General features: G+C 72.3%; 35 protein-coding genes. 7 read left to right on the top strand and 28 right to left on the bottom strand.

The window, feature by feature from the left end:
- Positions 1–69: 69 nt before the first annotated feature.
- Positions 70–549 (bottom strand): hypothetical protein, encoded by a 480-nt coding sequence (locus tag AB0C73_RS33960; protein ID WP_362537423.1) that lies wholly within the window; start codon positions 547–549, stop codon positions 70–72.
- Between the two features lie 416 nt (positions 550–965).
- A complete protein-coding gene (locus tag AB0C73_RS33955; protein ID WP_362537421.1) occupies positions 966–1,775 on the bottom strand; it encodes a replication-relaxation family protein in 810 nt (269 codons plus the stop codon).
- Between the two features lie 668 nt (positions 1,776–2,443).
- Between AB0C73_RS33955 and AB0C73_RS33950 the strand changes: the two genes are divergently transcribed.
- The gene (locus AB0C73_RS33950; protein WP_362537419.1) at positions 2,444–2,911 is read left to right on the top strand and encodes a hypothetical protein; all 468 of its coding nucleotides are present in this window, start codon (positions 2,444–2,446) and stop codon (positions 2,909–2,911) included.
- 506 nt (positions 2,912–3,417) lie between these two features.
- On the opposite strand, the gene AB0C73_RS33945 is transcribed toward AB0C73_RS33950, so the two are convergent.
- Both AB0C73_RS33945 and mobF read right to left on the bottom strand, forming a co-directional pair.
- Positions 3,418–3,741 (bottom strand): hypothetical protein, encoded by a 324-nt coding sequence (locus AB0C73_RS33945; RefSeq protein ID WP_362537417.1) that lies wholly within the window; start codon positions 3,739–3,741, stop codon positions 3,418–3,420.
- A complete protein-coding gene (gene mobF / locus AB0C73_RS33940) occupies positions 3,738–5,489 on the bottom strand; it encodes a MobF family relaxase (protein WP_362537437.1) in 1,752 nt (583 codons plus the stop codon). The genes AB0C73_RS33945 and mobF overlap by 4 nt, the downstream gene beginning before the upstream one ends.
- A gap of 219 nt (positions 5,490–5,708) precedes the next feature.
- On the opposite strand from mobF, the gene AB0C73_RS33935 reads away from it, so the two are divergent.
- The 5 genes from AB0C73_RS33935 to AB0C73_RS33915 all read left to right on the top strand — a co-directional run bounded on the left by AB0C73_RS33935 (position 5,709) and on the right by AB0C73_RS33915 (position 9,837).
- Positions 5,709–5,903, top strand: a complete 195-nt coding sequence (locus AB0C73_RS33935; RefSeq protein WP_362537415.1) for a hypothetical protein — start codon at positions 5,709–5,711, stop codon at positions 5,901–5,903.
- Positions 5,904–6,107: 204 nt separating this feature from the next.
- Positions 6,108–6,413: a hypothetical protein gene (locus AB0C73_RS33930; protein ID WP_362537413.1), complete on the top strand. Its 306-nt coding sequence runs from the start codon at positions 6,108–6,110 to the stop codon at positions 6,411–6,413.
- 101 nt (positions 6,414–6,514) lie between these two features.
- The gene (locus AB0C73_RS33925; RefSeq protein ID WP_362537411.1) at positions 6,515–7,222 is read left to right on the top strand and encodes a hypothetical protein; all 708 of its coding nucleotides are present in this window, start codon (positions 6,515–6,517) and stop codon (positions 7,220–7,222) included.
- A 166-nt stretch (positions 7,223–7,388) separates the two neighbouring features.
- Positions 7,389–8,885 carry a hypothetical protein gene (locus AB0C73_RS33920; RefSeq protein WP_362537409.1) on the top strand — a complete coding sequence of 499 codons (1,497 nt, stop codon included), beginning with the start codon at positions 7,389–7,391 and terminating at the stop codon, positions 8,883–8,885.
- Positions 8,886–8,928: 43 nt separating this feature from the next.
- On the top strand, positions 8,929–9,837 hold the full coding sequence (locus AB0C73_RS33915; protein ID WP_362537407.1) for a ParA family protein: 909 nt from the start codon (positions 8,929–8,931) through the stop codon (positions 9,835–9,837).
- Positions 9,838–9,946: 109 nt separating this feature from the next.
- On the opposite strand, the gene AB0C73_RS33910 is transcribed toward AB0C73_RS33915, so the two are convergent.
- The 17 genes from AB0C73_RS33910 to AB0C73_RS33830 all read right to left on the bottom strand — a co-directional run bounded on the left by AB0C73_RS33910 (position 9,947) and on the right by AB0C73_RS33830 (position 18,155).
- Positions 9,947–10,627, bottom strand: a complete 681-nt coding sequence (locus AB0C73_RS33910; RefSeq protein ID WP_362537405.1) for a hypothetical protein — start codon at positions 10,625–10,627, stop codon at positions 9,947–9,949.
- Complete coding sequence (locus AB0C73_RS33905; RefSeq protein WP_362537403.1) at positions 10,624–11,049, bottom strand: RNase adapter RapZ; 426 nt, start codon at positions 11,047–11,049, stop codon at positions 10,624–10,626. Before AB0C73_RS33905 ends, AB0C73_RS33910 begins: the two co-directional genes overlap by 4 nt.
- An 86-nt stretch (positions 11,050–11,135) precedes the next feature.
- The gene (locus AB0C73_RS33900; RefSeq protein WP_362537401.1) at positions 11,136–11,579 is read right to left on the bottom strand and encodes an NUDIX hydrolase; all 444 of its coding nucleotides are present in this window, start codon (positions 11,577–11,579) and stop codon (positions 11,136–11,138) included.
- Positions 11,580–11,592: 13 nt separating this feature from the next.
- Positions 11,593–11,775: a hypothetical protein gene (locus AB0C73_RS33895; RefSeq protein ID WP_362537399.1), complete on the bottom strand. Its 183-nt coding sequence runs from the start codon at positions 11,773–11,775 to the stop codon at positions 11,593–11,595.
- Positions 11,772–12,257, bottom strand: a complete 486-nt coding sequence (locus AB0C73_RS33890) for a hypothetical protein (RefSeq protein ID WP_362537398.1) — start codon at positions 12,255–12,257, stop codon at positions 11,772–11,774. Before AB0C73_RS33890 ends, AB0C73_RS33895 begins: the two co-directional genes overlap by 4 nt.
- Positions 12,257–12,457, bottom strand: a complete 201-nt coding sequence (locus AB0C73_RS33885) for a hypothetical protein (RefSeq protein WP_362537396.1) — start codon at positions 12,455–12,457, stop codon at positions 12,257–12,259. Before AB0C73_RS33885 ends, AB0C73_RS33890 begins: the two co-directional genes overlap by 1 nt.
- Positions 12,458–12,548: 91 nt before the next feature.
- Positions 12,549–12,851 carry a hypothetical protein gene (locus tag AB0C73_RS33880; RefSeq protein ID WP_362537394.1) on the bottom strand — a complete coding sequence of 101 codons (303 nt, stop codon included), beginning with the start codon at positions 12,849–12,851 and terminating at the stop codon, positions 12,549–12,551.
- 98 nt (positions 12,852–12,949) lie between these two features.
- Positions 12,950–13,288: a hypothetical protein gene (locus AB0C73_RS33875; RefSeq protein ID WP_362537392.1), complete on the bottom strand. Its 339-nt coding sequence runs from the start codon at positions 13,286–13,288 to the stop codon at positions 12,950–12,952.
- 30 nt (positions 13,289–13,318) lie between these two features.
- Complete coding sequence (locus tag AB0C73_RS33870; protein WP_362537390.1) at positions 13,319–13,534, bottom strand: hypothetical protein; 216 nt, start codon at positions 13,532–13,534, stop codon at positions 13,319–13,321.
- Positions 13,531–14,481 carry an ATP-binding protein gene (locus AB0C73_RS33865; protein ID WP_362537388.1) on the bottom strand — a complete coding sequence of 317 codons (951 nt, stop codon included), beginning with the start codon at positions 14,479–14,481 and terminating at the stop codon, positions 13,531–13,533. The genes AB0C73_RS33870 and AB0C73_RS33865 overlap by 4 nt, the downstream gene beginning before the upstream one ends.
- A 93-nt stretch (positions 14,482–14,574) precedes the next feature.
- Positions 14,575–14,742, bottom strand: coding sequence for a pRL2-8 (locus AB0C73_RS33860; RefSeq protein ID WP_362537386.1), 168 nt, complete (start codon positions 14,740–14,742; stop codon positions 14,575–14,577).
- A gap of 60 nt (positions 14,743–14,802) precedes the next feature.
- Positions 14,803–15,309: a hypothetical protein gene (locus tag AB0C73_RS33855; RefSeq protein ID WP_362537384.1), complete on the bottom strand. Its 507-nt coding sequence runs from the start codon at positions 15,307–15,309 to the stop codon at positions 14,803–14,805.
- A 117-nt stretch (positions 15,310–15,426) separates the two neighbouring features.
- Complete coding sequence (locus AB0C73_RS33850) at positions 15,427–15,891, bottom strand: RRQRL motif-containing zinc-binding protein (RefSeq protein ID WP_362537382.1); 465 nt, start codon at positions 15,889–15,891, stop codon at positions 15,427–15,429.
- 144 nt (positions 15,892–16,035) lie between these two features.
- The gene (locus tag AB0C73_RS33845) at positions 16,036–16,599 is read right to left on the bottom strand and encodes a hypothetical protein (RefSeq protein ID WP_362537380.1); all 564 of its coding nucleotides are present in this window, start codon (positions 16,597–16,599) and stop codon (positions 16,036–16,038) included.
- 90 nt (positions 16,600–16,689) lie between these two features.
- The gene (locus AB0C73_RS33840; RefSeq protein ID WP_362537378.1) at positions 16,690–16,914 is read right to left on the bottom strand and encodes a hypothetical protein; all 225 of its coding nucleotides are present in this window, start codon (positions 16,912–16,914) and stop codon (positions 16,690–16,692) included.
- Positions 16,915–17,028: 114 nt separating this feature from the next.
- Complete coding sequence (locus tag AB0C73_RS33835; RefSeq protein ID WP_362537376.1) at positions 17,029–17,283, bottom strand: hypothetical protein; 255 nt, start codon at positions 17,281–17,283, stop codon at positions 17,029–17,031.
- Positions 17,284–17,318: 35 nt separating this feature from the next.
- Entirely contained in the window at positions 17,319–18,155 is an 837-nt protein-coding gene (locus AB0C73_RS33830; protein WP_362537375.1) for a hypothetical protein, read from the bottom strand.
- A 115-nt stretch (positions 18,156–18,270) separates the two neighbouring features.
- Here AB0C73_RS33830 and AB0C73_RS33825 point away from each other — a divergent pair, with 115 nt between their 5' ends.
- Positions 18,271–18,465, top strand: a complete 195-nt coding sequence (locus tag AB0C73_RS33825; RefSeq protein WP_362537373.1) for a hypothetical protein — start codon at positions 18,271–18,273, stop codon at positions 18,463–18,465.
- Between the two features lie 84 nt (positions 18,466–18,549).
- Here AB0C73_RS33825 and AB0C73_RS33820 read toward each other — a convergent pair whose 3' ends face one another.
- The 7 genes from AB0C73_RS33820 to AB0C73_RS33790 all read right to left on the bottom strand — a co-directional run bounded on the left by AB0C73_RS33820 (position 18,550) and on the right by AB0C73_RS33790 (position 22,652).
- Positions 18,550–19,020 (bottom strand): hypothetical protein, encoded by a 471-nt coding sequence (locus tag AB0C73_RS33820; protein WP_362537436.1) that lies wholly within the window; start codon positions 19,018–19,020, stop codon positions 18,550–18,552.
- Between the two features lie 110 nt (positions 19,021–19,130).
- Complete coding sequence (locus AB0C73_RS33815) at positions 19,131–19,358, bottom strand: hypothetical protein (RefSeq protein WP_362537371.1); 228 nt, start codon at positions 19,356–19,358, stop codon at positions 19,131–19,133.
- Positions 19,355–19,558: a hypothetical protein gene (locus tag AB0C73_RS33810; RefSeq protein ID WP_362537369.1), complete on the bottom strand. Its 204-nt coding sequence runs from the start codon at positions 19,556–19,558 to the stop codon at positions 19,355–19,357. The genes AB0C73_RS33815 and AB0C73_RS33810 overlap by 4 nt, the downstream gene beginning before the upstream one ends.
- Positions 19,559–19,631: 73 nt before the next feature.
- Entirely contained in the window at positions 19,632–21,068 is a 1,437-nt protein-coding gene (locus AB0C73_RS33805) for an ATP-binding protein (protein ID WP_362537367.1), read from the bottom strand.
- On the bottom strand, positions 21,065–21,907 hold the full coding sequence (locus AB0C73_RS33800; protein WP_362537366.1) for a hypothetical protein: 843 nt from the start codon (positions 21,905–21,907) through the stop codon (positions 21,065–21,067). The genes AB0C73_RS33805 and AB0C73_RS33800 overlap by 4 nt, the downstream gene beginning before the upstream one ends.
- Positions 21,908–21,993: 86 nt before the next feature.
- Entirely contained in the window at positions 21,994–22,197 is a 204-nt protein-coding gene (locus tag AB0C73_RS33795; protein WP_362537364.1) for a hypothetical protein, read from the bottom strand.
- A gap of 20 nt (positions 22,198–22,217) precedes the next feature.
- Positions 22,218–22,652: a hypothetical protein gene (locus AB0C73_RS33790; RefSeq protein ID WP_362537362.1), complete on the bottom strand. Its 435-nt coding sequence runs from the start codon at positions 22,650–22,652 to the stop codon at positions 22,218–22,220.
- Positions 22,653–22,659: the final 7 nt, after the last annotated feature.

Here is a 22,659-nt window from a genome sequence, read left to right as displayed (position 1 = left end):
CCCGGCCCCTGGGCAAGCCTGCCCGCGCGGAGGGCTTGCCCAGGGTCGCCTTGGGCTTGCCCAGGGTGCTCAGGCTTGTCCGGCGGCCGGCTCCCACAGCGGGCGGCCGCGGCCGGTGCCGTCGCAGTGGAAGCACCTGCCGCCCCCGGGCGTGCTGCGGGCCCCGATGGTGTCGACGGCCTGGCGCAGGAGCCGGGTGAGGCCGTCGACGTGGGCCGGGTGCAGGGCGAGTTCGTGGCGCTTGCCGACCATGACCTCCAGTGCGACCCCGGGGCCGGCGTAGCCCAGTTCCGCAGTGACGCCGTGGGTGACGGTGCGGATGAGGTCGTGGAGGTGGCCCATCGTCTCCATCCCGGACAGCTCCACCCGCGCGGTGAACAGGACGTCGTCCGGCTCGGTGAGGGCCAGCAGCGCCTCCGGCCGCTCGAACGGCACGAGGCGGCCGACCGGGTCGCGGTGTGCGGTGTGAAGGCGCGCCAGGGCCAGCCACATGTCGCCCGCATCGCTCTGCCCGAGCACGGCCGGGCTCTCTTGCTTGTTTCGTCTCATGGCTCCGGTGTACGGCTGGCGAGGAGGCGTCGGCCGGCTCCGGGCCTCCGCGTCCCAGACGGTGACGCCACGACCTCGGGAGCCGTCCCGCCACGTGGTCCGGACGCTGGGCAAGCCCTCCGAGCCGAGGGCTTGCCCAGCAGCGGCCGTGACCGATCGGCAGGCCGGCTGTGACCGATCCGCCTACCGCGATCGGTCAACCAGCACGTCAGCGCCGTGACCGGTCCATGCAACTCCCCGCCGGGACGGTGACCGGTCATCGGTCACCCGTCATCGGTCAGCCGGGCCCCGCCGGGAACACCGGGGTCGCCGTGACCGATACCGCTGCCCGCAGTGCCGCTGGCCGGGGTGGGCAAGCCCTCGGCTCGGGTGGCTTGCCCAGGCTCCCCTTCGGCTTGCCCAGCTCCGGTCACCGGTCAGCGGCCGACCGCTTCGGGGTAGCGGGCGCGGCGCTCGTGCGGGTCGTCGACGCCGATCTCGTACCAGGGCTCGCCGCGCTGGAGCCGGGGCAGGGTGTTGACCCACACCGCGATGGTGATGCCCTTCACGGCGGCCGTGAGCGCCTGGCGGCGGTTGTCGAGGAGGTGTTCGGCCTTGCCCGCCAGGACGACGTGCAACCGCGGGAAGGTCTTCGAGCGGGTGTAGCGGTGGCGCTGCCAGAACGGGTACGTCCCGCCGATCGTGCCACGGGCTCCCTCCCAGACGCGGTGCCCGGCGTAGCGCTCGTAGTCCCAGACCTCCTTGGCGAGGAGGGCCTGGGACATGGTGCCGTTGTCGAGCTCGAAGAGGCGGACCTCGCTGGTCTTGGTCGGCACGGCGAGGACGGCGTCGGTGTTGAAGGACAGGCCGGTCTGCTTGATGGCGTGGTTGACCTCCACCTGCCAGTCGGTCAGGTACTCCCTGCGGCCGCGCAGGACGGTGTCGGTGTAGGCGAGGATCGTGTCGGTCACCGCAAGCCCGTGCGGGCCGAACCCGGCTTTGACCGCCTTCGCTCCGGTGCCGGCCTTCGGTCGGGGTGGCAGCTCGTTGCCGTCGGCCAGAGCCTTCTGCCCTGCCGGAGTCAGGTTCCAGATCTGGTGCTTGCCGTCCTTGCCGTTCGTCTCCGCCAGCCCGAGCTCCTCCAGTTCCACCATCGCCCTGCGCACGTACGACCGGCCGTCCGACTCCTCCCCCGTGATCACCTGCGCCATCTGCCGAACCGTGGCTATCCGCACGCACCCCAGCATCCTCAGAGCATCAGCCCGAACCTTCGCTGCCGTTGGAGTGGAATTCTTCCCCTTCGCTGCTGTCTCAGGGTTAGGGAGAGAGGTGTCAGCGTGCCGGGCAGCCCCCTGACGGGCGGTGTGAGCTGCGGTAATGGGCACGACGTTGGAATCGTTCACGGCACTGGACGCGGCATCGGCTTCCGGGCCGGCTGCGGGGCTCTCAGCACCCCTTGACCAGGTCGGGCGCGGCTCCGGATCCGGCTCGGGGTGCCGGGCGCTGCTGGCGTACGTCATCGTTCAGGCTCCTCGCGGGTGGCGCGGGACTCCGGGCAGAGTTCCGCATTCACCTGTTACAGGTGTCGCCGAAGCCGATGGTGTGACGCCCGTTATCGAGCCGTGATCATGTGGTGGGTGCGGCGCAGAGCTCGGAGACGATCGTGAACGAGGTCCGGCAGTGGCTGTCCCCCGGCCGTCGCTCAGGGTGCCGGGACGGAGACTTCTCCCCTCTCGGGATGGGCGGTTTGTCGCACCTGGCGGACCCTGTCCAGGGGAAACGCGCGGCCGTTGGAACCTGGACAAGGGGGGTGGGTGGTCACCCTCGGTGCGCGGACTCTGTCCACAGGGCGGCTCCCCGAGGCTCGGAACCAGGCCGTTGCGATCCGCGCGGCGGCCGTACGTGAGGAGCCGTCATGCCCGAGACCACCGCCCTGCCGCTCGCCCCGATGACCCCGCACACCGCGATCAGCGCCTTCGGCTACCTCCGGGCCGTCGAGGCCGGTGACGTCGAAGCAGCCCGGGAGTTCGCCGGCGCCGAGCCGCGGATGGCCGAGCTGCTCGTCGACGCCGTCGAGCGGATCGTCGTCCCCGTCACAGCCCTGCCCGGCCCGGAAGAAGGCGAGCCGTCCACGGAGATGTTCGCCCTGGAGGCCCTCGGGCGAGTCCTGGTGACCTCCCTGCGGATGTGGGCGCAGACCGGTCCGGATACGGCGGAGGGCATCGCCCGCTCCATCGCCGAGTTCGTCCAGCAGTTCCTCACCGACGACGACGAGGACGTCGCCGAGGTCCTGCGCCAGCTGGAGGCGGTGGGAGTGGGCCAGGCCCTCGCCGCCCACCCCGCACCGTCTGGAGCACACCCGGTGCACCTCTCCATCGTGTAGTTCGCGCCGGGGACGGCGGTGGTGCGCACCGCACCCATCGGGTGGGCGCACCACCGCACCACCGCACCACCGCACCACCGCACCGCACCGCACCGCACCGCACCGCACCGCACCGCACCGCACCGGGGGCGATATCACATACCCCCTTGACCACGCCCTGATCAGGCGCCGGAAGGGGCTGTGTCAAGGGGATTCATGCGAAGTGGCCAACCTCGTCAAGGGGGTGCGCTCTCGGCTGCGCACCCTGGTCAAGGGGTGCCGCACCCGTGCGGTGCGAGCGCACGGCCTCGCGAGTGGAGTCCATCGGGTGGAGCCACCGGGTGCGGTGGACAGCGTGGTGTCCACCGCACCCCCCGCGCCCACCCGGTGGACTCCACTCGGTGCAGCCCTCCGAGTGGGCTCCACTCGATGGAGTCGGTGGAGCCCATCGCCAGCCGGAGCGGGAGTCCACCCACTGGGTGGATTCCATCGGGTGGGTTCCACTCGGTGGAGTCCACTCAGTGGAGTCACCAGAGCCAGGCGTTGGAGTGCCGCACCCGGGACAGTGCGCGGGCGTCGCGGCGCGTGGCCGCGTTGCCGATCCGGTTCTGCCGGGACCGGGGCCGGCGAGATTGCCCGGCGGCCAGGCGGCGCTTCCCGGCGTCCTGGAGGCGCCGCCGTTGCTTGCGCAGCTCCGCCTTCTTCGCCTTGTCGTTCTTCGGTGTCCGGGGCCGCTTCCAGATCGGCTCCCATCCGGGCGGCTCGTTGAGCACTGCGGCGATGTCCTTGGCGGCGGCCCTGGCGCGGGCGAGGGCGTCCTCGAGGCTCGGCTGTTCTTCCGGGGTGCTCACGCGACTCCTCCTGTGGTGCGGCTGGGTGTGTGCTCGGGTCCGGGCTGTGGGGGTGGGGCTGTCGGCGGGGTGGGTTGAGGCCGGCGGTTGCGGGCGGCGGCGCGGTCCCGGATGCCGTCCTGGAGCTTGGCGGCCATCTTGGCCGCGGCGGCCTCAAGGGTCTGGCGGGTCTGCTCCACCGTGGCGACGTCTGTCCTCTGCTCCGGCACACGGCCGGCCTTCCGGTCCGAGCGGAACGGCCGCGGGCGCGAGCTCGGGTCGGCGGGCACGGCGACGGTGCGCGGCCGTGTCCGGGAGTTCAGGCGGTCCGCGCGGCGTGCGGCGTGGACCCGGGCGCTCAGCGTGCCAGCAGCAAGACGGGCCCGTTCGTAGGGGGTGGCGGACCGGTTGCGGGTCAGGGGGCGGAGCACGGCCTGGTCCTCGGTGTCGCGGGGGTAGAGGGCGTGGAGGTCGGCGGTCATCATCCGGCCCCGGCCGACGGGGCGGGTGTAGGCATCGATGGCTGTCTGGACGATCTGTTCGTCCAGGCCGCGCTGGTGGGGTCGGCCGCGCAGGGCGTAGGAGAGGTGGCGGCGGGCCTCGGCGAGGAGGTGGCGGTGCGCGAACGCGCCGCGCATCACATACACCACGGCGATGGTCTCGACGGCGGCCAGGGCGACGTCGACGACCGGGCGCACCCGCGCCCATATCGCCGCTGCCGCTGCGCGGGCGCGCTCCGCGAGCCGTGCGACGAGGTCGGCTCCGTAGGCTCGGGCCGCCGATTCCCGCCAGGCGGCGCGCAGCTCGGACAGCGACCGCATCTCGGTGCGCTTGGGTCGGCGGGTCTGGTCGGCGGCCTGGCAGGCGATCGCGTAGGCGGCCCGCTCCCCCGGCGGGTGCCCCTGCCGCTCCTCGTACCTGGCGGTGAGGAGGGGGAGGGCGTCGGCGATCTGCTGGCGGCGGGTGGACTGCCAGCCGATGAGTCGCTGGTCGATCCCGGCGATCTCCATGACCGGGCGGCGGCCGGGCGTCACCTCCCTGGGTTCCCACGCCCATCCGAGCCTGGCGGAGACTTCCTCCATGAACCGGAGGGTGTAGAGGGCGTCGGCCGCGACGATGTGCTTCATCAGGGCGTCGGCCGTCTGGTTGCCCCACGTTCCGTCCGGCCGCCGGGCGCGGATGGACACCACGACGTGATCGTGGAGCAGGGGACGCGTTTCGGCGGCGCGGGACTCGTAGTGCCGGAACACGGCGACGATCAGCCCGTCGCGGACCCGGGCGCTCTTCTTGCCGCCGCTCTTCCACCGGATCTCCGCGACCGCGTCCTCGATCCAGGCCAGGGTCTTGTCCCGGGCGATGTCCTGGCACAGCTCCAGTACCCGGCGGGTCTCGTCGTCCATGAGCGCCCACGCGATGTGCACCGTCGGCGGGGCCCGGAACACCAGGTCCATCCCCAGCCAGGCCGTCCGCTCCTTCGCGTCTTCGGTCTCGGGCGACTGGTTGTGCTCGATGGGCCTGCCGAGCACCGTCGCTCGCCGGGCCTGCTCCGGGGTCTTGCCCTCCGCCAGGAGGACCTGCTCGATCCGGTCGGCGTCGGGGTGCCGGCCTTCGCCGAGGAGGAGTTCGGCCTGCCGCTCGCTCACCACGTCCCCGGCTGCCAGGCCGACCGCGGCCAGGCCCCGGCCCTTCCACACACCGGGCGGGACACCGGCCTCCTCCTGCGCGGCGCGCAGCGACGTGCCCGCAGGGCGCCGGCCGTCACCGACCATCACACCGCGGAACAGGTAACGCACCCCGTCTCCCGGACGGACATCCGATTTGCTGATCACCAGGTCATCGAAACCCGCCCCTGACCTGCACGAAAGCGCGAACCGGGGTCCTTCCCGCCGGGCGGGAGGCCATCAGCAAGTCTTTGCCGAACCGCCCGCCAGGCGGGCCGCCGCGGCAGCCCGAGACGGTAAGCCACGCGTGTGTGCACTCTCCCCCGCATGAACACCCACACGTACGGCGAGCCCTGCCCCCTCTGCACCGAACCACTGCTCCTGGACGTGCTCCAGGTGCGCTCCGCACAGTCCGACTTCCCCGTCGCCGAACGCGTCACCGGCCGTCGATGCCTCCGCTGTCAGGCGACCCGGCCCGAGCAGTGGACGGAAGCCATGCGAGAGCGCTACGGCGACAGCTGACGGCGCCGTGCGAATGCTGCGCCGCCTCCCCGTAGTTCCACTCCAACCCAATCCACCCTCATCGAGCACCAACCAGCAGACGACTGTCCCGAGCACCCGCCACCGCTGAGCACACCACGTCACCGAAGCCCTTCAACACGAACAGCCACCCTCGCCCCCGGCCGACTCCGGCCGGGGGCTTCGTGCGTCCTGGAGGAGTTCACCGTGCCCACGTACGAGGCGATGCCCCGCTTCAACACTGACCTCGACCGCCTCACCCCCGAGCAGCGCCGCCGGTTCCGCCGAGCCGTCACCGCGTTCGTCGACGACCTGCGCACCGGGGGCCGCATACGCGCCGGCCTCCGTGTGAAGAGCGTCAGCGGGTTCCCCGGCATCTACGAACTCACCTGGTCCATGGGCACCGGCCCCGCTGGACGCGCCACCTGGCAATACGGACCCGCGCTCCGTCCCGGCACACCCCACGTGATCTGGCGTCGCATCGGCACCCACGACATCCTCACCGGCCCCTGACCCCAGGGGGTCCGCGCTACTTTCACGCGTGAAACCAGACCGACGCAGCAGCGATCATGAAGTGCCAGCACCATCAGACTGGCCGTACTCGTTGGGCGGACATGAAGCACTCCAACCCCCTCCTGGACCCGCTGGCCGAGAACGCGGTGATCGCGGTGTGCGCGCTCGCCGACGCCGCCGGACCCGGGCGGTGGAGCTCCGGCGCAGTGGAGGACGCGGCCACCGCGCTGGAGGTACTCGCCGGGGCGCTGTCCGAACTGAGCCCGGAGGCCGCCGAACTCCTGGAGGTCATCCCGGCCGCCGTCGCCGCGCTCCGCGAACGTGTCGAGCACGCCCCGGCAGCAGCTGTACCGGCCCGCCGCGCCGAGGCCGCGGACCCGGCCGTGCTGAGCACCGGACTGCGGCGGGCACTCGCCGGGCACAGCCTCACCGGCCACCGGGTCCACCAGCTCGGCCCCGCTCTGCTGACTGTCACTCTGGACGCGGCCCACGCCCAGGCCCTCGCCGTACTCCTCACCGCCCGCCGAACACTCCCCCAGCAGTCGCCCGCCATCGAGGACGAACTCCACTGGGGCGCGGGGCCGGCCGAGACGGCCGCGGCCGCGCTCGCGGTAGCTCTGGCCGCCTACGGGCCAGGTACGTACGCCCGCGTCCTCGCCTCCGGACAGGTCACCGCTGGCCTCTCCCCCACGGCGGCCGTCCAGGTGACCGGTGCGCTGAATGCCCGCCCTGCGCCCGCTTCCGGAACGTCGCGGCCCAGGCGCCGCGGGCTCGGGAGCGGGTGGAAGGGCATCGACGCGGGGCGTTGACCGACTGCCTGTGGTCTGGCGCCGCAGCGGCACCGCGTCCCGGTCACGGGGTTCGCGGCCCAAGGTCTCCGGCTACTTTCACGCGTGAAACTGGCACGGCCGGTGAGCTGGGGAGCGCCTGCCCGCTAGGGTTCGGTGCGACAGGTTGCACCACCCGGAGGACACGATGACGATGCCGCTGCCTCGGCCGAAGCGGAAGAAGAAGGGCGAGGGCGGCGGTAGCGGCACTCTGCGATCCGACCGGGAGAAGGCCGGTCTCACCGGCGACCGGGACATCCACGCGCTGCCGCCCGAGGACGGCGAGCTCCTGGAGCTCGATCCGGCGACCATCTCGCCCAACCCCATGAACATGCGGCTTGAGCTGCGCGACATGGACGCGATGATCGCGGACGTCGGTGAGCGGGGTGTCCACACGCCGGGCATCGTGATGCACACCAAGGTCTTCATGGAGTGCTATCCACAGTGGGCGTCCCGGGTGAAGTACCCGGAGCGGGAGTTCATCCTGGGGCCCGGCCACCGGCGGCACGCCGCTGCGCTCGAGGTCGGGTGCGTCATGCCCGCGGTTCTCCGTGATGACCTCGCCCGGGACCGTCGTGTCGAGGAAGAGCTGGTCTCGGAGAACAACAGCCGCGATGGCCTGTCTCCGATCGAGCAGGCCCTGGCGATCGATCTGCTGAGGCAGCGAGTCCACGAGGACGAGGACCGGACCCTCAGCTTCGATGAGGTCGTGGAGCGGGCCGGGTACACCGCAGGCACTGTGTCGAAGTACCTTGCGCTGCTCAAGCTCCCCCAGGAGATCCAGCAGGCCATCCACATCGGCGACCTGTCGATGCGCGCCGGCTACTCGCTGTCGCTCCTCAAGGACGACGCCGGTTCGAAGGAGTCGGCGGAGGCCCACGCCCTGCAGCTGCGCGGCTGGGGCCTGATGCGGGACGAGAACCTGTCGGTGGAGGCGGCGAGGAACAGGCTGGCTCTGGAGGGGCGACAGCAGTTTCACGCGGGAAAGTCGCCTGCGGCGCCGGTGCCGCTCCCGGAGCAGCGTGAGGAGAGCCGCGGCCAGGGCGGCGAGGTACAGGCCGACGGTGGCGAGACGACGGAGCCGGTGACGCCCTCCGGCGGGAACGGCCCGGCCCCGCAGAGCCAGGGCGCAGCCGCGCCGGCGGCGGTCACGGTCATCGCACCGCCGGAAACCTCCGCGTCCGCTGCGTCGGAGCCCGTGGCCACCGACCCCGAGGTCCTTCGGAAGGCCGCCGCAGACCTGCGTGACCTGGCCTGCCGCCTGCTGCTGTCCGAAGACCGGTACGCCAAGAGCACGGAGTCGAGCGCCCGGCTCGTCACCGCAGTGCTCAACCCGACGGAGTGGAAGCAGGCCGCCACCAAGGCCCACGGGTGGCTGGTGGAGCTCAAGAAGGGGCCGTCCAGCAAGAAGCGGCCCACCGACTACTTCGCCGCCGTCGCCGCGTCCGAGGACCCCGGCCTGATGCACCGGGCCGCCTTCGCGATCGGCCTGGCCGCCGACGAGGTGCGCGCCGCTCAGCTGGACCGGGAGTGGGACGCCCGCGACGTCGCGCACGTTCAGTTCCTCGCCACCAGCCGCGCCTCGTACCAGCTCAGCGAGTGGGAGCAGCAGCAGACCGAGCGACTTTCACGCGTGAAACCGTGACCTCGCGCCCACGACAGGACGGCACAGCCTCCACGGAGACCAGATGACCAGCACACTCGCGAAGACCAGGGCGCAGAACCTCAAGCGCGCCTACAAGGTGTTCATCTTCGCCCTCAAGGCCGGCGGTACGGCCAAGACCTCCACCACCACCGCCCTGGCCGTCCAGTTGGGCCTGCGCGGCTACCGCGTCCTCGTCATCGACCTGGACCCGCAGTGCAACGCCACCCGGGTGCTCGGCCGGCGCGTGTTCAAGCCGGGGCAGAAGAGCCTCACCGACGTCATGGCGGACAAGGCGCAGCTCAAGGACATCATCGTCCAGGCCCGGTACCGCATCGACCCGGACGGCGACGGCGACGACTGCTTCACGGAGATCCCGAACGTCTGGATCGCTCCTGGCGACCTGGACCACCCGGACATCGACGACGCGGAGCGGATCCTCAACGCGGAGGACGGGAACGTCTTCTGGCTCAAGGACGGCCTGGACGACCTGGCGGAGGAGTTCGACGTCGACGTGGTCCTCATCGACCCGCCGGCCACGTACGGCCGCCTGACGGTCACCGCGCTCGTGCTCCTGGACGAGGAGACCGAGGGCGCGGTCATCCCGCCGGTGCTGTGCACCTACAAGGAGGCCGATGCGCTGGTCCGGCTGGAGAAGAAGCTCAAGGAGATCAGCGAGCGCCGCATGTACCAGCGGCGTGGCATCCGGCCTCAGATGAAGTACGTGATGGCCTGCGCCGCTCCCACGGCCTCCTTCGGGACCGAGGAGCACTGGGAGACCTTCAACGAGCTCCAGGAGGAGTACGGCGACATACTGCTTCCGCCGGTGCACTGGTCGGGTGTCGCCACGAAGATCTACCGCAACGAGTGCGCGGTGCCGATCCTGTCGCCGAACTCCCGGCCGTCGCAGGACTACGCGAAGGTCGCCACGGCCCTGGGCTTCCCTCAGCGCTGAGTTTCACGCGTGAAAGTGGCCCGGCTGGCCCCTGAAACGCAAGAAGGCCCGGCACCCCGAGATCGCGGGGTGCCGGGCCTTCGGCGTTAGGGCGTGGGAGTCGTGGCGGTCACGCGCTCGACCTGGCGACGGCGGCGGCCAGGAGTGCGGTGACGTCGGCGTCGTGGGGGTCGGTGTAGCTGGCGTGGTCGCTGACGTCGAACGCGGCGTTCTGCGCGGTGACGGTGTAGCCGGGGATGAGGAGGGCGGCGCGGCCTGCCAGATGGGTGTTGAGGCGGTCGGCGTCGCGGGAGGCGAGCCAGGTCTGGGGGTAGGGCCCGAGGCGCAGCAGGGTGTAGCCGGTGCCGTCGGGTCGGCGGGCTTCGACGTGGACGCCGTAGTGGGCACGGTCCATGCCGACGTCGTCGGGGAGGGGGAGGTTCGCGGCGGCGTGGGTGAGCATCGTGTAGGCCGGCTGCCAGGCGCCGAGGATCGCCGTGGTCTCGCAGCGCAGCCAGCCCCGGCCGTTGTAGCCGAGGTCGTGGCCGTGGCGGTGGGCTGCGGCGTTCGGTGCGTCGGGGTGGACCAGGGTGACGGCGAGCATCTCGGTGCCGTGGTCGTCGCCGAGGCGGGGGTGGGCGCGCTCGATGAACGGGCCGACCCTCACGGCGATGTCCCGGCCGCTGCCGGGCGTCCACGGCTCCGGGGAGCGTACGGCGGCGAGCATCGCGCGGAACTCGTCGACGACGGCCTGGTCCTCGGGGGTGAGGGCGCCGGGGGCGTGGCCGCAGCGGCGGAAGCGTCGAATCATCGGACGGTCTCCTGTCCGGCCTGGACGGTGGGCGTCTTGAGGACGCGCGGCAGATGAACGTGCAGGTGCTCGATGACGACCTCGCGGCCGCGGGCACGGAGTTCGCGGCCGAGGATTTCCGTCAGTCCGGATGCCCTGTGCCTACCTCCTGCACAGCCGATCGCGATGTGGCTAGGGCCGGCGGGGAGGTCGGCGTAGTCGGCGAGGTTGGCGAGCAGCTCGCGGGCGCCGGGCGTTGCGAGGACGACGTCCTGGACGCGGGGGTTGAGGCCGTCGAGGTCGAGGATGTCGCGGGCGGCGGCGGGGTCGCGGAGCCGGTCGCGGACGTCTTCGATCCGGTCGGCGGCGGGCGGGACGGGGGAGCCGTCCGGGCCGGTGGGCAGGTGGAGGTAGCCGAACGAGGTGAGACGGATAGGGCGCATGGGGGCCTCCAGGTTGCTGGTGAGGAGCAGAACGGAGGAGCGCCGCCCCGGGCCGGGAAGGCTGGGGCGGCGCTCCGTGGGGCTCGTCAGGAGTTGGGGATCGTGGCCGCGCGGATGATGTCGGCGTGGTCGAAGGCCAGCTCGTCGGGCAGCTCGTCCAGGGGCCACCAGCGGGCCGTGCGGGCGTCGTCTCCGGCCGTGGCCTGCGTGCCGTCGGGGACGACGGCCATGTAGGCGAAGGTGACGAAGTGGCCGCGCGGGTCCCGGTCGATCTGGTCCCAGACGCCGATCTGGTGCAGGGCGCCCACGGGCACGAGGACGCCGGTCTCCTCGGCGAGCTCACGGGCGGCGGCCACGTACGGTGCCTCCCCGGCATCGACGTACCCTCCCGGCAGCGCCCAGGCTCCCTCGAAGGGAGGCCAGCCGCGCTCGATCAGCAGGACGTGGCGGCTCGGGGTCACGGCGACCACGTCGGCCGTGTACTGGATGGCCTCGGAGTCGGTCTGGGTCTCGGGCTCGGTCTTGGTCATGTTCGCCTCTCGGTCAGGGGTGAGCGGTGTAGGTGACGACGAGGAACTGGTCGCTGGCGAGGTCCATGACCACGCAGGCGTCGGTGCCCTGGGCGCGCTGCGCGGCGGCGTACTCGTCGGCGGGCCACGAGCCGCGGGGGTGGCCGGCGGGGAACCGCTCCAGCACGGTGCGCTGCGCGGGGAGCGTGGCCGTCATCGCGCGGGGCCGTTCTCGAACGCGTCGATGAGGTCGCTGATGGCGTCGGGGCTGGCGGCTTCGCCGATCCACGTCCCGTCGACGGTGAACACGGGCACGGTGTCGCGGTCGGCGTCGAAGACGGTGGCGTAGTTGCCCCAGCGCTCGAGGACGAGGTCGTGCAGTACCGGGAGCGGTGCGGCGTCCAGGACCTCCAGGGCGTCGACGGTGAGCCGGACCGGGCCGCCCGGGACCTCGGGCGGGACGATGGTGCCGGTGACGCGCAGGAAGTCGCCGGGCTGGATCTCGCGCAGCAGCACGTCGGTGATGCACGGGTCGGCGGTGGTGCAGGCGTACACGGTGTCCGGGGCGTCGGGAGCGATCCGGTCCGCGTCGGCGGGGGAGTGGATCAGGTCGAAGACGGCGGTGCCCCAGCCGGTGCCGGGGGCCGGGATCGCGTCGACATAGCCGTCTATGGCGAGGTGGGTCTGGGGGCTGGCCATCAGCGGGCCTCCGTCCGGGTCGTGGCGGTGCGCGGGGTGCGGGGCCGGGGGCTGTACTGCGCGCGGAGCAGCAGCTCGCAGTTGTGCTGCTGCTGGCGGGGCGTGATCGGGCGGGGCCTGGGTCCGTGGCGGTGCCAGAGCGGGGAGGCCGGCGGTTCCGGGTAGGCGAGGGCGTGGTCGACGTCGCGGTGGGAGGACATACTTGGGTCTCCGTCTCGTCTCGTACGGGAGGGAAGGCCCGGGACAGGCGAGCTGGTTTGGACGCCGAGGTGCGTCTGTCCCGGGGCAGGGCTACAGCTCGAAGGGCTGGCGGGTGAGCCAGCTGTACGGGCTCTTCCAGGGGCCGGCCTTGGCGGCGGGCCAGTCGAGTTCCCAGCCGGGCCGGTAGCCGCAGGCGCCCCAGCCGTCCGAACTCCCGTGGGGGATTTCGCGTCCGGCCTCCGCCGCGGCGCGGGCGGCGTCGTAGACCTCGTGGGCGGCCTTGATGGCGGCGCTGTTGCTGTCGGCCCGGCCGGTGAAGACGTGCACGCCGCGCAGGCCCGGCGATTGGGTGTTCCGTATGGGGACGTCCACCTCGAAGTAGTCCTTGGCCATGACGTCCAGCTCCTCTCGTGCTCGCGGTGGTGAGGGACCACCGCGACCGTCCCGGCCCCGGCCGGTGGCGGCAGGGGGCGGGGCGGCACGGAGGACCATCACTCGCGAGCGGTCGGGACCTCGTAGACGTCGATCACGTCCTCGCCGCCGGACCAGGTGCCCGGGGCGTGGCGGATGTAGACGATGCGCAGCGGGGAGCCGTCGCGGGCGGCGACGTCGTACTCGTGCACCAGGTGCTTCTTGAGGGCGGAGCGGACGGCCGGGGCCACCGACCTGTCGGGCAGCCGGGCGGGGAACGGGAGGAACTTGGCGCCGTTGACGGTGGTGTACTGCAGGGCCTGGCGCGGCCAGAGGCGGGCGGCGTTCATCGCGCCGTGCTCGCGCAGGGCCTGGGTGTGGGCGTCGTGGTACGCCTTCGCGGACGCGGTCATGGGCATGGGCGGGTCTCCTTCGGAGTGCCGGTCGGGTCAGAAGCCGAGGTCGAGGCGGATCGTGATGGGGATGCGGCGGTCGCCGTAGTCGCGGCGCGGGTCGTGGACGGTGCGGCGGTGCGCGGCGAGGCCGGCCGCGCCTCCCTGGATCGGGATGCGGCACTCCCCGCAGCCCGACAGCCACTCGTCCCCGGCCGGGAGTTCGGCCGGGGTGAGCGGGTGCGGGTGTGGGCCGTCGGCGGCGCGGCTCACCCGCGGACCGCCGATGCGTACGGCTGCTCCTGGCCGTCGTGCTCGCCTTCCGAGTCGGGGCCGGTGTTGGGGCCGTGGACGGTGCAGACGATGTCCTCGTCGTTGTCCAGGTCTCCGTTGAGCGCGCGGAACAGGCAGGTGACGCTGTAGGCGGGCGCCCAGGCACGGCCGGTGCATTCGTCGTCGTGCGGGCACGGCACCGCGACGTCGAACCCGACGTCGCCTTCGCCGTCCACGTCGGTGCGCAGGGCGAGGGTGAGGTACTGCTGGCCGAGGCGGATCTCCGCGACGCGGTCGCCGTCGGCGATGTCCGAGCCGGGCTTCCACCGCCACAGCGGCACGATCTCCTCGCCGAACATCCGGGCCACGAGGTTCAGGTCGCCGAGGCCGTCGCCGCCGTCCAGGCCGAGGTCGGCCTGCCGGGCCCCGCTCAGGCGTTCCAGGAACGGCAGGAGCCGGCAGAGGCTGTCGGAGAAGACGACCTCGGCGAAGCCCTCCGCCTTGAGGGTGCGGTGCGAGTCGACCATGTCCTGGCGCTGCTTGATGACCGTGGCCTCGGGCACCGTGCGGTTCGACGGCCGCGGGCCCTGCCGCTCGATGCAGACGCTGCCCGGGGTGGCGACCATAACCGCGATCGGCAGCATGTCGTGCCGCTGGGCGGCGGCGACCAGCGACTCCCTGGCCGCCCGGGTCACGTTGGTCGCGTCGACCACCGTGAACAGGCGTCGGCGCATCCTCGCCTCCAGGAGCAGGTGCAGGGCGGCGACCGCGTCGCCGGTCGCGTCCTGGTCGCCCGCGTCGTCGCTGACGACCTCGCGCAGCGCGTCCAGGGACAGCACCTGGGAGGCGGGCCAGGTGCGCGCGATCGTCGACTTCCCGGCGCCGGACGGGCCGATGAGGACCACGACGCTGCGCTCGGGCATCTGCGGGTAGATCAGCTCGGTCATGCGAAAGCTCCTTGAGAGTGAGGAGGCCGGGCAGCCGTTGCGTCGCTGCCCGGCGGTGATGGGGGAGCAGGACGGCGGCTTCGCGCAGCGCCGTCAGCGAACGATCATGTGGGCGGGGTGGCCGTTCTTCATGTGGTCCACGCACTGCGGGCAGTCCTCACGCGGACCGAGCCCGGCGTGCGCCTCGCGGCCGGCGTACGCGTGGAACCAGCACTGCGTGCACTGCCCCTTGGGCGGGTTCGTTGCCTTCGCGCTCGCCATCTCAGCTCGCTCCCGGGTGAAGGGCACGGCCGCGCTCCAGGCGGATACGCCGCTGGCCGGTCACCGCGTCGTGGCCTTGGTGACGGCGATCAGCGCGGCGAGGGTCTCCCAGCCGTGGTGCCAGGCACTGTCAATGCAATACGCGCCATTAAGTCCGTGGTCGGCCAGACGCCAGAAGGCGCCCTTGCCGGTCTTGGTCGCGAGCGTCTCCAAGAGCCCGCCGGGAACACGGCGATCCGCTGCGTAGTGCGTGACGAGGGACAGGGCGAGCGCAGCCGCGGCGGCGCCCGGGTGCAGCCGGATACCCAGGACGCGGGCGCCGGCCCCGACCGCGACGGCCTGCGTGGCCGTGTAGGTGAGGCAGTGCCAGGCGCACGCCTTGATCCCGTCGGCCGTGCCGTGGACGGTCGGCTCGGCGTCGGGGGTGGCGGCGTAGTGGACGGGCTTGGCGTCGGTGGCGCCCTTGACGCGGGCGCAGTAGTCGGACTGCACGAGGTGATCGCCGAGGTTCGACCCGGCGCGTCCGAGTCCGAGGACGGCGGCGAAGAGCGCGGAGCGGTGCGTCATGCTGGACTTCTCCTGATCTCGATGGATGAGGGAGCGGGCGGCCGGCCTTTGCCGGTGCTGCGGCCGCCCGGTTGTGCGGGCCCCGTCCCGGCCGGTGCGGTCGGGACGGGGTCTGGCTCACGCGGCCAGCCGGTGAACGACCGGGGCCGGGAGCGTCATGAGGCTGCTGGGGTCCGCCGGGGTGCCGTCGAAGCACTCCAGGCAGCAGCCCAACTTTTTGGAGAGGCAGATGTAGAACCGCCTCCGGCACTGGCCACAGGTCTGCCTCGCTGCCATCGCCCGGTCCAAGGCCCATTCCTGGGCGAGCGTCGGCACCCGCTTGGGCACCGCCAGGTCGACGCGGAGCAGGTAGCCGCGGGTGGGGTGGCGGCAGGACCACTGCGGGCGGGTCGCACACAGTCGGCACCGCAGGATCGCGACCGGGCCCTCGTTGCCGCCGGGGCTCAGCTGCATGTCCCGTAACTGCCTGCGCGTGACGAGCCCTTCGGGGACTGCGCTGCGTTCGTACTCGGGCAGCGTCGCGTTCTCGCGCGGCACCCGGGTCACCTCGCGGCGGCGGCGCTTCTTCCTCGGGCGGGGCATCACCTGCTCCAGGCGCCGGGAAGGCGGTCGGGGCGGTGCGGGTAGCGGGGGCCGGGACGCTGCGGGCGGGGCCGGCCGATCCGGCGGCGCGGGCGGGGGATGAGCACGGGCTGTTCCTCCAGTCGTCGGTGGGACGGTGCGCGGTCAGGCGGTGGTGATGCCGGCGATCTGCGCGGCCTGGGTGCCGGTGAGGGTGAAGTCGGGCGCGGCGAGGAGTGCTTCGGCGACGGCGGTGATGCGGTCCCACTCGCGGGCGACGCGCTGCTGGGCGGTGGCCTGGACGTGGTCCCAGGCCAGGCCGCCGTCGGGGGCCGGGCCGGTCTCGGTGACCGGGACGCCCGCGGCGGTGAGGATGTTCAGCGCCATCTGCTTGTCGTGGTCGGCCGTGCAGAGGCGGGCAGTCTCCGGGGTGAGGCGGCCGGACTCGGCGAGCTGGTGGAGCTCGGCGGCCTGGCCGGCGGCTCCGCAGACCACGGCGACGTCGAGGTAGCTGCCGAAGGACCGGGCCCAGGTGGTGGCGCCGGTCCAGCCGGTGACGCCGTCGCGGGTGATGGGGTGGATCAGGACGCGCTCGCAGGTGAAGCCGATGAGCTGGCCGAGGACGGTGTGGCCGGCCTCGTGGAAGGCGAGGCCGCGCTGGATCAGCGGGAGCGGGGTGAACACGTTTCGCGCGTGCCGGTAGGGCGTGTGCTGGTCGAGCTCGTACATGGCGTCCGTCTCCGGTTCCGGTCGGCGGTGGTCAGCGCTGCGCCCCGCCGACGTCGTGCTGGTGTCGGCGGGGCGCAGCGGGCGGGGCGGTTATGCGGCGAGGCTGTGGGCCGTGGGCGTGCGGTGTGCTCCGGTGGTGACCGGAGCGGGCGTGGCGGGGCCCTGCTGCTGTTGCGGGGCGCCGGACAGGTGGGTGCCGATCAGGTAGCCGATCAGCAGCCCGCCGATTCCGAAGACCTTGTGGCGGTGGGTCTTCCACCAGGTCGGTGCCGGGGGCTCGGTGAGCACGCCTATGACGGTCGGGGGCTTCGCCAAAGCGGTGGTCTCCTTCTCGCTCGCGGTGTGGTGGTGCGTGCGGCCGGGCGGCCTGTCCGGTCCTCGCCGCGCCCGCGCGGGGCGGGGTGGGCGAGGGCCGGGCAGGGCGTCGGGTCAGCGGGTGGCGCGGGTGCGGAGCAGGCGGGTGGCCCAGGCCCGCAGCCGGTCGAGGCGGGTGGGGTGGGTGTGCCGCCAGGCGGTGTCGAACACGCCGTCCTGGGTCGGGAAGGACCGGGTCGCGCCGCAGGTGCAGGTCCAGGCGTACGGCTCGGGGCGGGTGTCGTCGAGGGTCGCGGTGACCTTCGCCGGGGTGCCGTTGTGGCGGCCGTGGAAGGTGCCGGCCCAGAGCTCGTTCTTGTCCAGCTTCATCGGGGTGCCTTTCGGGTTCGGTGGCGGGCTGCGGGTCAGCGCTTCTGGAGGGGGTGCACGTTGTCCGGGGCGTCGTCTTCGTCGTCCGGCGCGGCGTCGGCGGCCGGGGCCGGGGCCGGGAGGTGGATGTGCGGCTCGATCTGGTGGCCGGCGTTGTGGATGTGGGTGAAGAACGCCGGGCGCAGGGTCAGGCCGCGCAGGGCGAGGGCGGAGGCGGCGGTCCAGGCGAGGACGGCGAGGCCGGTGGCGATGGAGCGGCCCTCGTCGGGGGCTGCGTCCCAGACCATGGCGATGCTGGCCGCGCCCCATGCGGTCCAGGTGATGCGGGCGCCGCTGCTGCGGGCGAAGCCGCCGATCAGGCCGAAGAGTCCGACGAGCTGCCAGACGGTGTAGACGGTGGAGGCGCTGATCGTCAGCGCGGGAGAGTGCGCGGCGATGTACGTGCGGATCGGCTGGTCGATCACGGCGAAGACGCCGGTGGAGGTGTCGGTGCCGACCTGGACGCGGGGTGCGGCCGTCAGCAGGCTGTGGAGCATGGCGGCCAGGGCGTCGGTCGCGGTGTCCAGCAGCAGGATGACGAAGGAGATCCCGGCGAGTCCGAGCATCGCCTTGAGCCAGTTGGCCATGCCGTGCCAGCCGAGCGCCGGGGCCTGGCGCAGGTCCTCCCAGCGGTCGTGCAGGACGCCGCCGTCGTCCCAGGCGTCGGCCCACCAGGCGCGCAGGGCCTGCGTGCGCGGCTGCTTGTCGTCGAGTTCCTCGAGCAGCAGGGGCGCGGCCGCGGGCTGCCCGTGGGCCTGGCCGTGGCCGGCGGCCGGGGACTGCTGGCGCGGGCCGGGGATGGTGGTCCGGTCGTTGTCGTTGTGGTTAGCCACGGTCGGCTTCTCCTTCGAGAGCGGTGACGGCGCGTACGGGATGGGCATGGCTCTGTTGCCGGGGCCTGGTGGTGGGTCAGGCTGGGGCGAGGCCAGGGAGCAGTAAGGGGGCGCGATGGCAGTCGAGTTCGATTCGGTGATCGCCGACGGGGTGATCTATCCGGCGTTCACGGACGACGACGGCGTGCTGTGGATCGACGACGAGGACGACTACGAGGTCGTCGTCGACCACGCGGTCGTCGACGGGGTGATCTACGAGGCGGAGGTCGATGAGTACGGCCGCCTGCTGATCTACCTGGACGACGACTGAGCGCGCGGGCTGCTCCGGCGGCCTGCCCCGTACTCGATCCCGGCCCGGACGGGGCGGGGTTCGAGTACGACGCAGGGTGCCGGGTCAGTGGTGGATGTCGTTGCGGGTGCGGGCGAAGAACATGCCGCGCGTGGTGCTGTTGCTGGTGATCTCGGTCCGCATGGTGACCGGGCCCTCGTAGACGTTCTTGGTGACGACGGAGCGGGCGCGGTTGATCGCGCCGCCGATCGCGGTGGCGGCCATGGCCAGGCCCGCGAACGGCAGGGTGACCATCAGGACCCCGACGAGGCTGACGGAGGCCAGGCCCTGCAGGACCAGCCAGGCGCCGCAGCCGATGCCGGTGACCCCGGCGCCGACGCCGATGCTCGCGACCGCGATCCCGGCCGCCCAGGCCGGGACGATCCGGTGGTCGGGCTGCTGGACGGGCGGGGTGTCGCCGTAGGCGGGCACGGGGGAGTGGTCGCGGTACGACGTCGGGAAGTGGCCCGGCTGGTCGGTGCGGAAGCTCGCGTCCATGATCCGCTTGGCTTCGGCGGCGGCCTCGGAGTCGGTCATCGGGCGGCCGGCGGTGGGGTGGAAGTCCACGGTGTTCTCCGTTCGGGTACGGGAGCGCCCTCCCGGCCGTGGCGGCGGGGAGGGCGCGAGGGGTGGGGGAGCGGGTCGGGCTACTGCCGGTAGGCGGCGGCCTCGAACTCGGCGAGCGTCGGGTACTGCAACCGGAGACCGGCCCGCGGGCCGGTCTCCGGCTCGGGCTGCTCCTGGACGCCGTTCTTGCGGCCGGTGAGCAGCAGCTGGTTCAGCAGGCGGCGGGCCTCGGGGTCGGTGGCGAGAACGGTGGCGGCTTCGTCGACGACGAACAGGGGGCGGTTCATGGCGAGCTCCGATCGGTTCATGAGGCGGACTGTCCGAGGGCGCTGATCCATTCGGCGATGCCGCTGATCGCGCCGTTGATGGCGGGCGCAATGCCGGTGGAGGCGAGGGAGAAGCCGAAGAGGACGGCGGCGAGCGCGGGCCACAGCCGCAGGTAGCCGGTGCGGACCAGAACCACGACGAGGACGCCGGCGAAGAAGACCAGGGAGATGGTCAACGCCACGGGGGAGCTCCTTTGGGAAGGCCGGCGGCCGGGCGGGCTCAAGGCCCGGCCCGGCCGGGCGGTGGGAGAGGTGTCAGTTCCTGATCGCGGTCAGGGTGTTGCGGACGCTGCCGAGCTTGACCGTGCGGCCGCCGTCGGCGTTGACGAGGTCCAGGATCTGGAGGGCGTCCAGTGGGTCGTCGTGCGCGTCCAGGACGGCCTGGATGCGGTCGCGCAGCGTGCGGGCCTTCGGCTTCGCCGCGGCGGCCGGGACCGGCGAGGGAGCCGCCTTGGCGCCGCCGCTCTTCTTCTTCCCGCCGCCTTCGCCGTCCTCGTCTTCCTCTGGCTCGGGGAAGACGGCCCGGTACGCCTCCATGCCGTCCAGACGCTGGCAGTAGGCGTCCCCGATCAGGGCCCAGGCGTCTTCCTCGATCTCGGGCGGGGCGCCGGGACCGTAGAGGTCGAGGACTTCCGGGTCCAGGCCCTCGGTGGGTGTGGCCGAGCCGATGTTCCAGAACCGCATCTTGCTGGTGGGGTAGCGGCCGTTGACGTTGTAGGCGGTGCCCTGGGTGCCGGGCAGGTCGCTGTCGTCATGCTCCTCGTCGAACTGGCTCACCAGGTCGACCTCGCCCGCGTACTTCGGGATCGGCGCGAGGACCTGACCGGCGGGCAGCAGGCCGTCGGTCACCAGCTGCTTCATCATCGAGCTGGTCCAGCGGAGCAAGACCACCTCGCCCTCCTTGAGCATGGCGCGGAGGGTGTCGCTGCCGCCCATCTCCTCGAGGTGACCGGCCTGCGCGAACAGGCCGATGCCGACGCCGAGGGACCGACCGGTGCGGCCGATGTCCTTGATGTAGAAGGTGGCCTCGTCGCGGTAGGGCGCGCCCTTTTCGAGCAACCTGTTCGCTTCGTCGATGATCTGGTAGATCAACGGGTCGGGCCGGTCGCGCAGGAACTTGGAGCGGCCCAGGCGGGCGTAGCGTTCCTGGCGGTCCATCATGGTCAGCCACGTCGTGCGCAGCTGCGCCATCGTGCCTTCCTGCGTGGTGACCCGCCAGGCCACGTTGCCGTCCATGCCCGGTCCGGCCTGCCCAAAGGCTTCCGGTGCGGACTGGCCGCCCTTGAGGTCGGCGTACAGGACGGCGATCCCGGAGCGCTTCATCGCGGCGAGGATGATCTGCCCGGCGGTGGACTTGCCCGCGCCGGTGGTACCGAACAGCAGCAGGCGCTGCGCGGACCCGGACGCCGGGTCGTACAGGCGCAGCAGGGAGGGCCGGCCGTTGTGGTAGCGGCCGATCCAGATCCGGCCGCGGGCGTCCATGACCAGCATCTCGGGGTCCGCGAGGATGACGCGGGCGAGCGGGTCGTGCGGGTAGATGGTGACCAGGGCCTTGGTGCCCATGACGCTGGTCTCCACCGCGAGCCGGTTGACGTCCGCGATGTTCAGCGCCGCGGCGAGGCGCTGCGGGTGGTAGGTGATGATGTCGCCGGGCTCGGCGGCTTCGACGGTGAGCTCGTAGATCCTGCTCATGCTCCGAGCTCCTTGGTCTCCTCGTCGGGGATGTCGACGGTGCGGATCGCGGTGATGACGGTGGAGGGCATCCCCTTGGGGGCGATGAGCTTCTCCCACGCCGTGTAGATGTCCATGGCCTCCTCGGGGGCCTGGCCGACGGTCAGCCGCCGGACGCCTGCGCCCTGGCGGGGCACCGGGGTGATGGCGATCTCGTCCTCGGGCCAGTTGATGGCTGCGGACAGCTCCAGCAGGTCGATCTTCGGGACCGGCTTGCCGGGCAGGGTGGAGCGGATGACGGCGGTCATCGACTGCTCCCCGGTGCGTTCGATCTGCTCCAGCACGGTGTTCGGGGCGGCGCCGCCCTCGATGGCGACGTGCTGTGCCCAGAACACGGCCTGCGGGTGCTGGGGGCCGGCGGGGACGTCCTCCTGGACCAGGAGCTCGCGGGTCTGCTCGATCGCCTCGGGGGTGAGGGACTTCTCGCGGCCGACCAGGATGCGGGCCACGCGGGCCGGACGCACGTACAGGACGGCGGCGGTCCAGCCGGCGTCGGCGAGGAGCTCCCAGTACCAGTCGATGCCGGGGATGATCCGCTGCGCGGTGAGCAGGACCGCCATGGAGACGGAGGGGGTCATGTAGAGGCCCATGGCGGTGTTGCCCGCCGCGTCTCGGCGCAGGGTCAGGGACCAGGCGGCGCCCCATCCGGCGCAGCCGAGGGCGGCCAGGACGGAGGGGGCGTAGAGGTCGTGGGTGAAGGCGCCGGTGGCGAGCGCGCCGGTGCCGGCCACGGTGGCGACGCGGCCGACGGCGTTGCGTGCCAGGGCGAAGCGGCTGCGCAGGGGGCCGAGGCGGATCATCGGGGGCTCTCCTTGTCAGGGCATAGGGAAGGGCGGCGAACCCGTCGTGGGTTCGCCGCCCTTCGTGCTGGTGCGGGGTGGGTGTGTCAGCTGCGGTGGCCGCGGATGTAGTCGAGGTCGACGCGCTCGTCGATGCCCCGGCCGGTGGTGCCGGAGGTGTGCTGGTCGGCGCAGTCGCCGGACCAGGACTGGTGCGGGTAGCAGGTGGTGCGGTCGGTGGCGGTCAGGCCGCCGCCGGCCTCGGCCTGGTCCTCGCGGCTGAGGGCGTTGGTCAGCTTCCGGTTGCTCATCGGCTTCTCCTGTTCGGTGGTCAGCGGTTGCTGTAGAAGGTGCGGTCGGCCATCTCGATGCCGTCGGGCATGTTGTTGGCGGCGTCCGCGACGGAGCCGTAGTCGGCGATGTGCCCGTCGGCGGTCTCGTGGAAGAGCGTGGACATCTCCTCGCACTCCACGGCCATGGCTTCGGCTTCGTCCTTGCAGGACCGCATCACGGTCGCTGCTTCGCGGTGCTCGTTGACGGTGGACTGGTCGACGCTGAGGGCGGCGGCCTGGTCGGCGAGCCGGTCGACTGACTTCGCGCAGTCCTCCACGTACTTGAACGTGGAGCGGACCTGGTGGGACAGGCCCGCCATGGTGGCGCTGGCGGCGGTGAGCTGCGCGACGACGATGCCGAAGCGGACGGCGCCGACGATGGCGGAGCCGGTCTTCTGGAGGGCGCCGCCGATGACGGGTACGAGGTCGGACACGGTGGGT

It is taken from the genome of Streptomyces sp. NPDC048623, from assembly GCF_040650755.1.
Classification (GTDB): domain Bacteria; phylum Actinomycetota; class Actinomycetes; order Streptomycetales; family Streptomycetaceae; genus Streptomyces.
The sequence above is the reverse complement of the archived record's forward strand: the minus strand, read 5'-3'. Positions and strand labels throughout refer to the sequence as shown.

Bases quoted from the DNA above. Each gene is read 5' to 3' on its own strand.
- AB0C73_RS33960 (WP_362537423.1), bottom strand. From the start codon at position 549: ATGAGACGAAACAAGCAAGAGAGCCCGGCCGTGCTCGGGCAGAGCGAT.
- AB0C73_RS33955 (WP_362537421.1), bottom strand. From the start codon at position 1,775: ATGCTGGGGTGCGTGCGGATAGCCACGGTTCGGCAGATGGCGCAGGTG.
- AB0C73_RS33950 (WP_362537419.1), top strand. From the start codon at position 2,444: ATGCCCGAGACCACCGCCCTGCCGCTCGCCCCGATGACCCCGCACACC.
- mobF (WP_362537437.1), bottom strand. From the start codon at position 5,489: ATGGTCGGTGACGGCCGGCGCCCTGCGGGCACGTCGCTGCGCGCCGCG.
- AB0C73_RS33935 (WP_362537415.1), top strand. From the start codon at position 5,709: ATGAACACCCACACGTACGGCGAGCCCTGCCCCCTCTGCACCGAACCA.
- AB0C73_RS33925 (WP_362537411.1), top strand. From the start codon at position 6,515: ATGAAGCACTCCAACCCCCTCCTGGACCCGCTGGCCGAGAACGCGGTG.
- AB0C73_RS33920 (WP_362537409.1), top strand. From the start codon at position 7,389: ATGACGATGCCGCTGCCTCGGCCGAAGCGGAAGAAGAAGGGCGAGGGC.
- AB0C73_RS33915 (WP_362537407.1), top strand. From the start codon at position 8,929: ATGACCAGCACACTCGCGAAGACCAGGGCGCAGAACCTCAAGCGCGCC.
- AB0C73_RS33910 (WP_362537405.1), bottom strand. From the start codon at position 10,627: ATGATTCGACGCTTCCGCCGCTGCGGCCACGCCCCCGGCGCCCTCACC.
- AB0C73_RS33905 (WP_362537403.1), bottom strand. From the start codon at position 11,049: ATGCGCCCTATCCGTCTCACCTCGTTCGGCTACCTCCACCTGCCCACC.
- AB0C73_RS33900 (WP_362537401.1), bottom strand. From the start codon at position 11,579: ATGACCAAGACCGAGCCCGAGACCCAGACCGACTCCGAGGCCATCCAG.
- AB0C73_RS33895 (WP_362537399.1), bottom strand. From the start codon at position 11,775: ATGACGGCCACGCTCCCCGCGCAGCGCACCGTGCTGGAGCGGTTCCCC.
- AB0C73_RS33890 (WP_362537398.1), bottom strand. From the start codon at position 12,257: ATGGCCAGCCCCCAGACCCACCTCGCCATAGACGGCTATGTCGACGCG.
- AB0C73_RS33885 (WP_362537396.1), bottom strand. From the start codon at position 12,457: ATGTCCTCCCACCGCGACGTCGACCACGCCCTCGCCTACCCGGAACCG.
- AB0C73_RS33880 (WP_362537394.1), bottom strand. From the start codon at position 12,851: ATGGCCAAGGACTACTTCGAGGTGGACGTCCCCATACGGAACACCCAA.
- AB0C73_RS33875 (WP_362537392.1), bottom strand. From the start codon at position 13,288: ATGCCCATGACCGCGTCCGCGAAGGCGTACCACGACGCCCACACCCAG.
- AB0C73_RS33865 (WP_362537388.1), bottom strand. From the start codon at position 14,481: ATGACCGAGCTGATCTACCCGCAGATGCCCGAGCGCAGCGTCGTGGTC.
- AB0C73_RS33860 (WP_362537386.1), bottom strand. From the start codon at position 14,742: ATGGCGAGCGCGAAGGCAACGAACCCGCCCAAGGGGCAGTGCACGCAG.
- AB0C73_RS33855 (WP_362537384.1), bottom strand. From the start codon at position 15,309: ATGACGCACCGCTCCGCGCTCTTCGCCGCCGTCCTCGGACTCGGACGC.
- AB0C73_RS33850 (WP_362537382.1), bottom strand. From the start codon at position 15,891: ATGCCCCGCCCGAGGAAGAAGCGCCGCCGCCGCGAGGTGACCCGGGTG.
- AB0C73_RS33845 (WP_362537380.1), bottom strand. From the start codon at position 16,599: ATGTACGAGCTCGACCAGCACACGCCCTACCGGCACGCGCGAAACGTG.
- AB0C73_RS33835 (WP_362537376.1), bottom strand. From the start codon at position 17,283: ATGAAGCTGGACAAGAACGAGCTCTGGGCCGGCACCTTCCACGGCCGC.
- AB0C73_RS33825 (WP_362537373.1), top strand. From the start codon at position 18,271: ATGGCAGTCGAGTTCGATTCGGTGATCGCCGACGGGGTGATCTATCCG.
- AB0C73_RS33820 (WP_362537436.1), bottom strand. From the start codon at position 19,020: ATGACCGACTCCGAGGCCGCCGCCGAAGCCAAGCGGATCATGGACGCG.
- AB0C73_RS33815 (WP_362537371.1), bottom strand. From the start codon at position 19,358: ATGAACCGATCGGAGCTCGCCATGAACCGCCCCCTGTTCGTCGTCGAC.
- AB0C73_RS33805 (WP_362537367.1), bottom strand. From the start codon at position 21,068: ATGAGCAGGATCTACGAGCTCACCGTCGAAGCCGCCGAGCCCGGCGAC.
- AB0C73_RS33800 (WP_362537366.1), bottom strand. From the start codon at position 21,907: ATGATCCGCCTCGGCCCCCTGCGCAGCCGCTTCGCCCTGGCACGCAAC.
- AB0C73_RS33795 (WP_362537364.1), bottom strand. From the start codon at position 22,197: ATGAGCAACCGGAAGCTGACCAACGCCCTCAGCCGCGAGGACCAGGCC.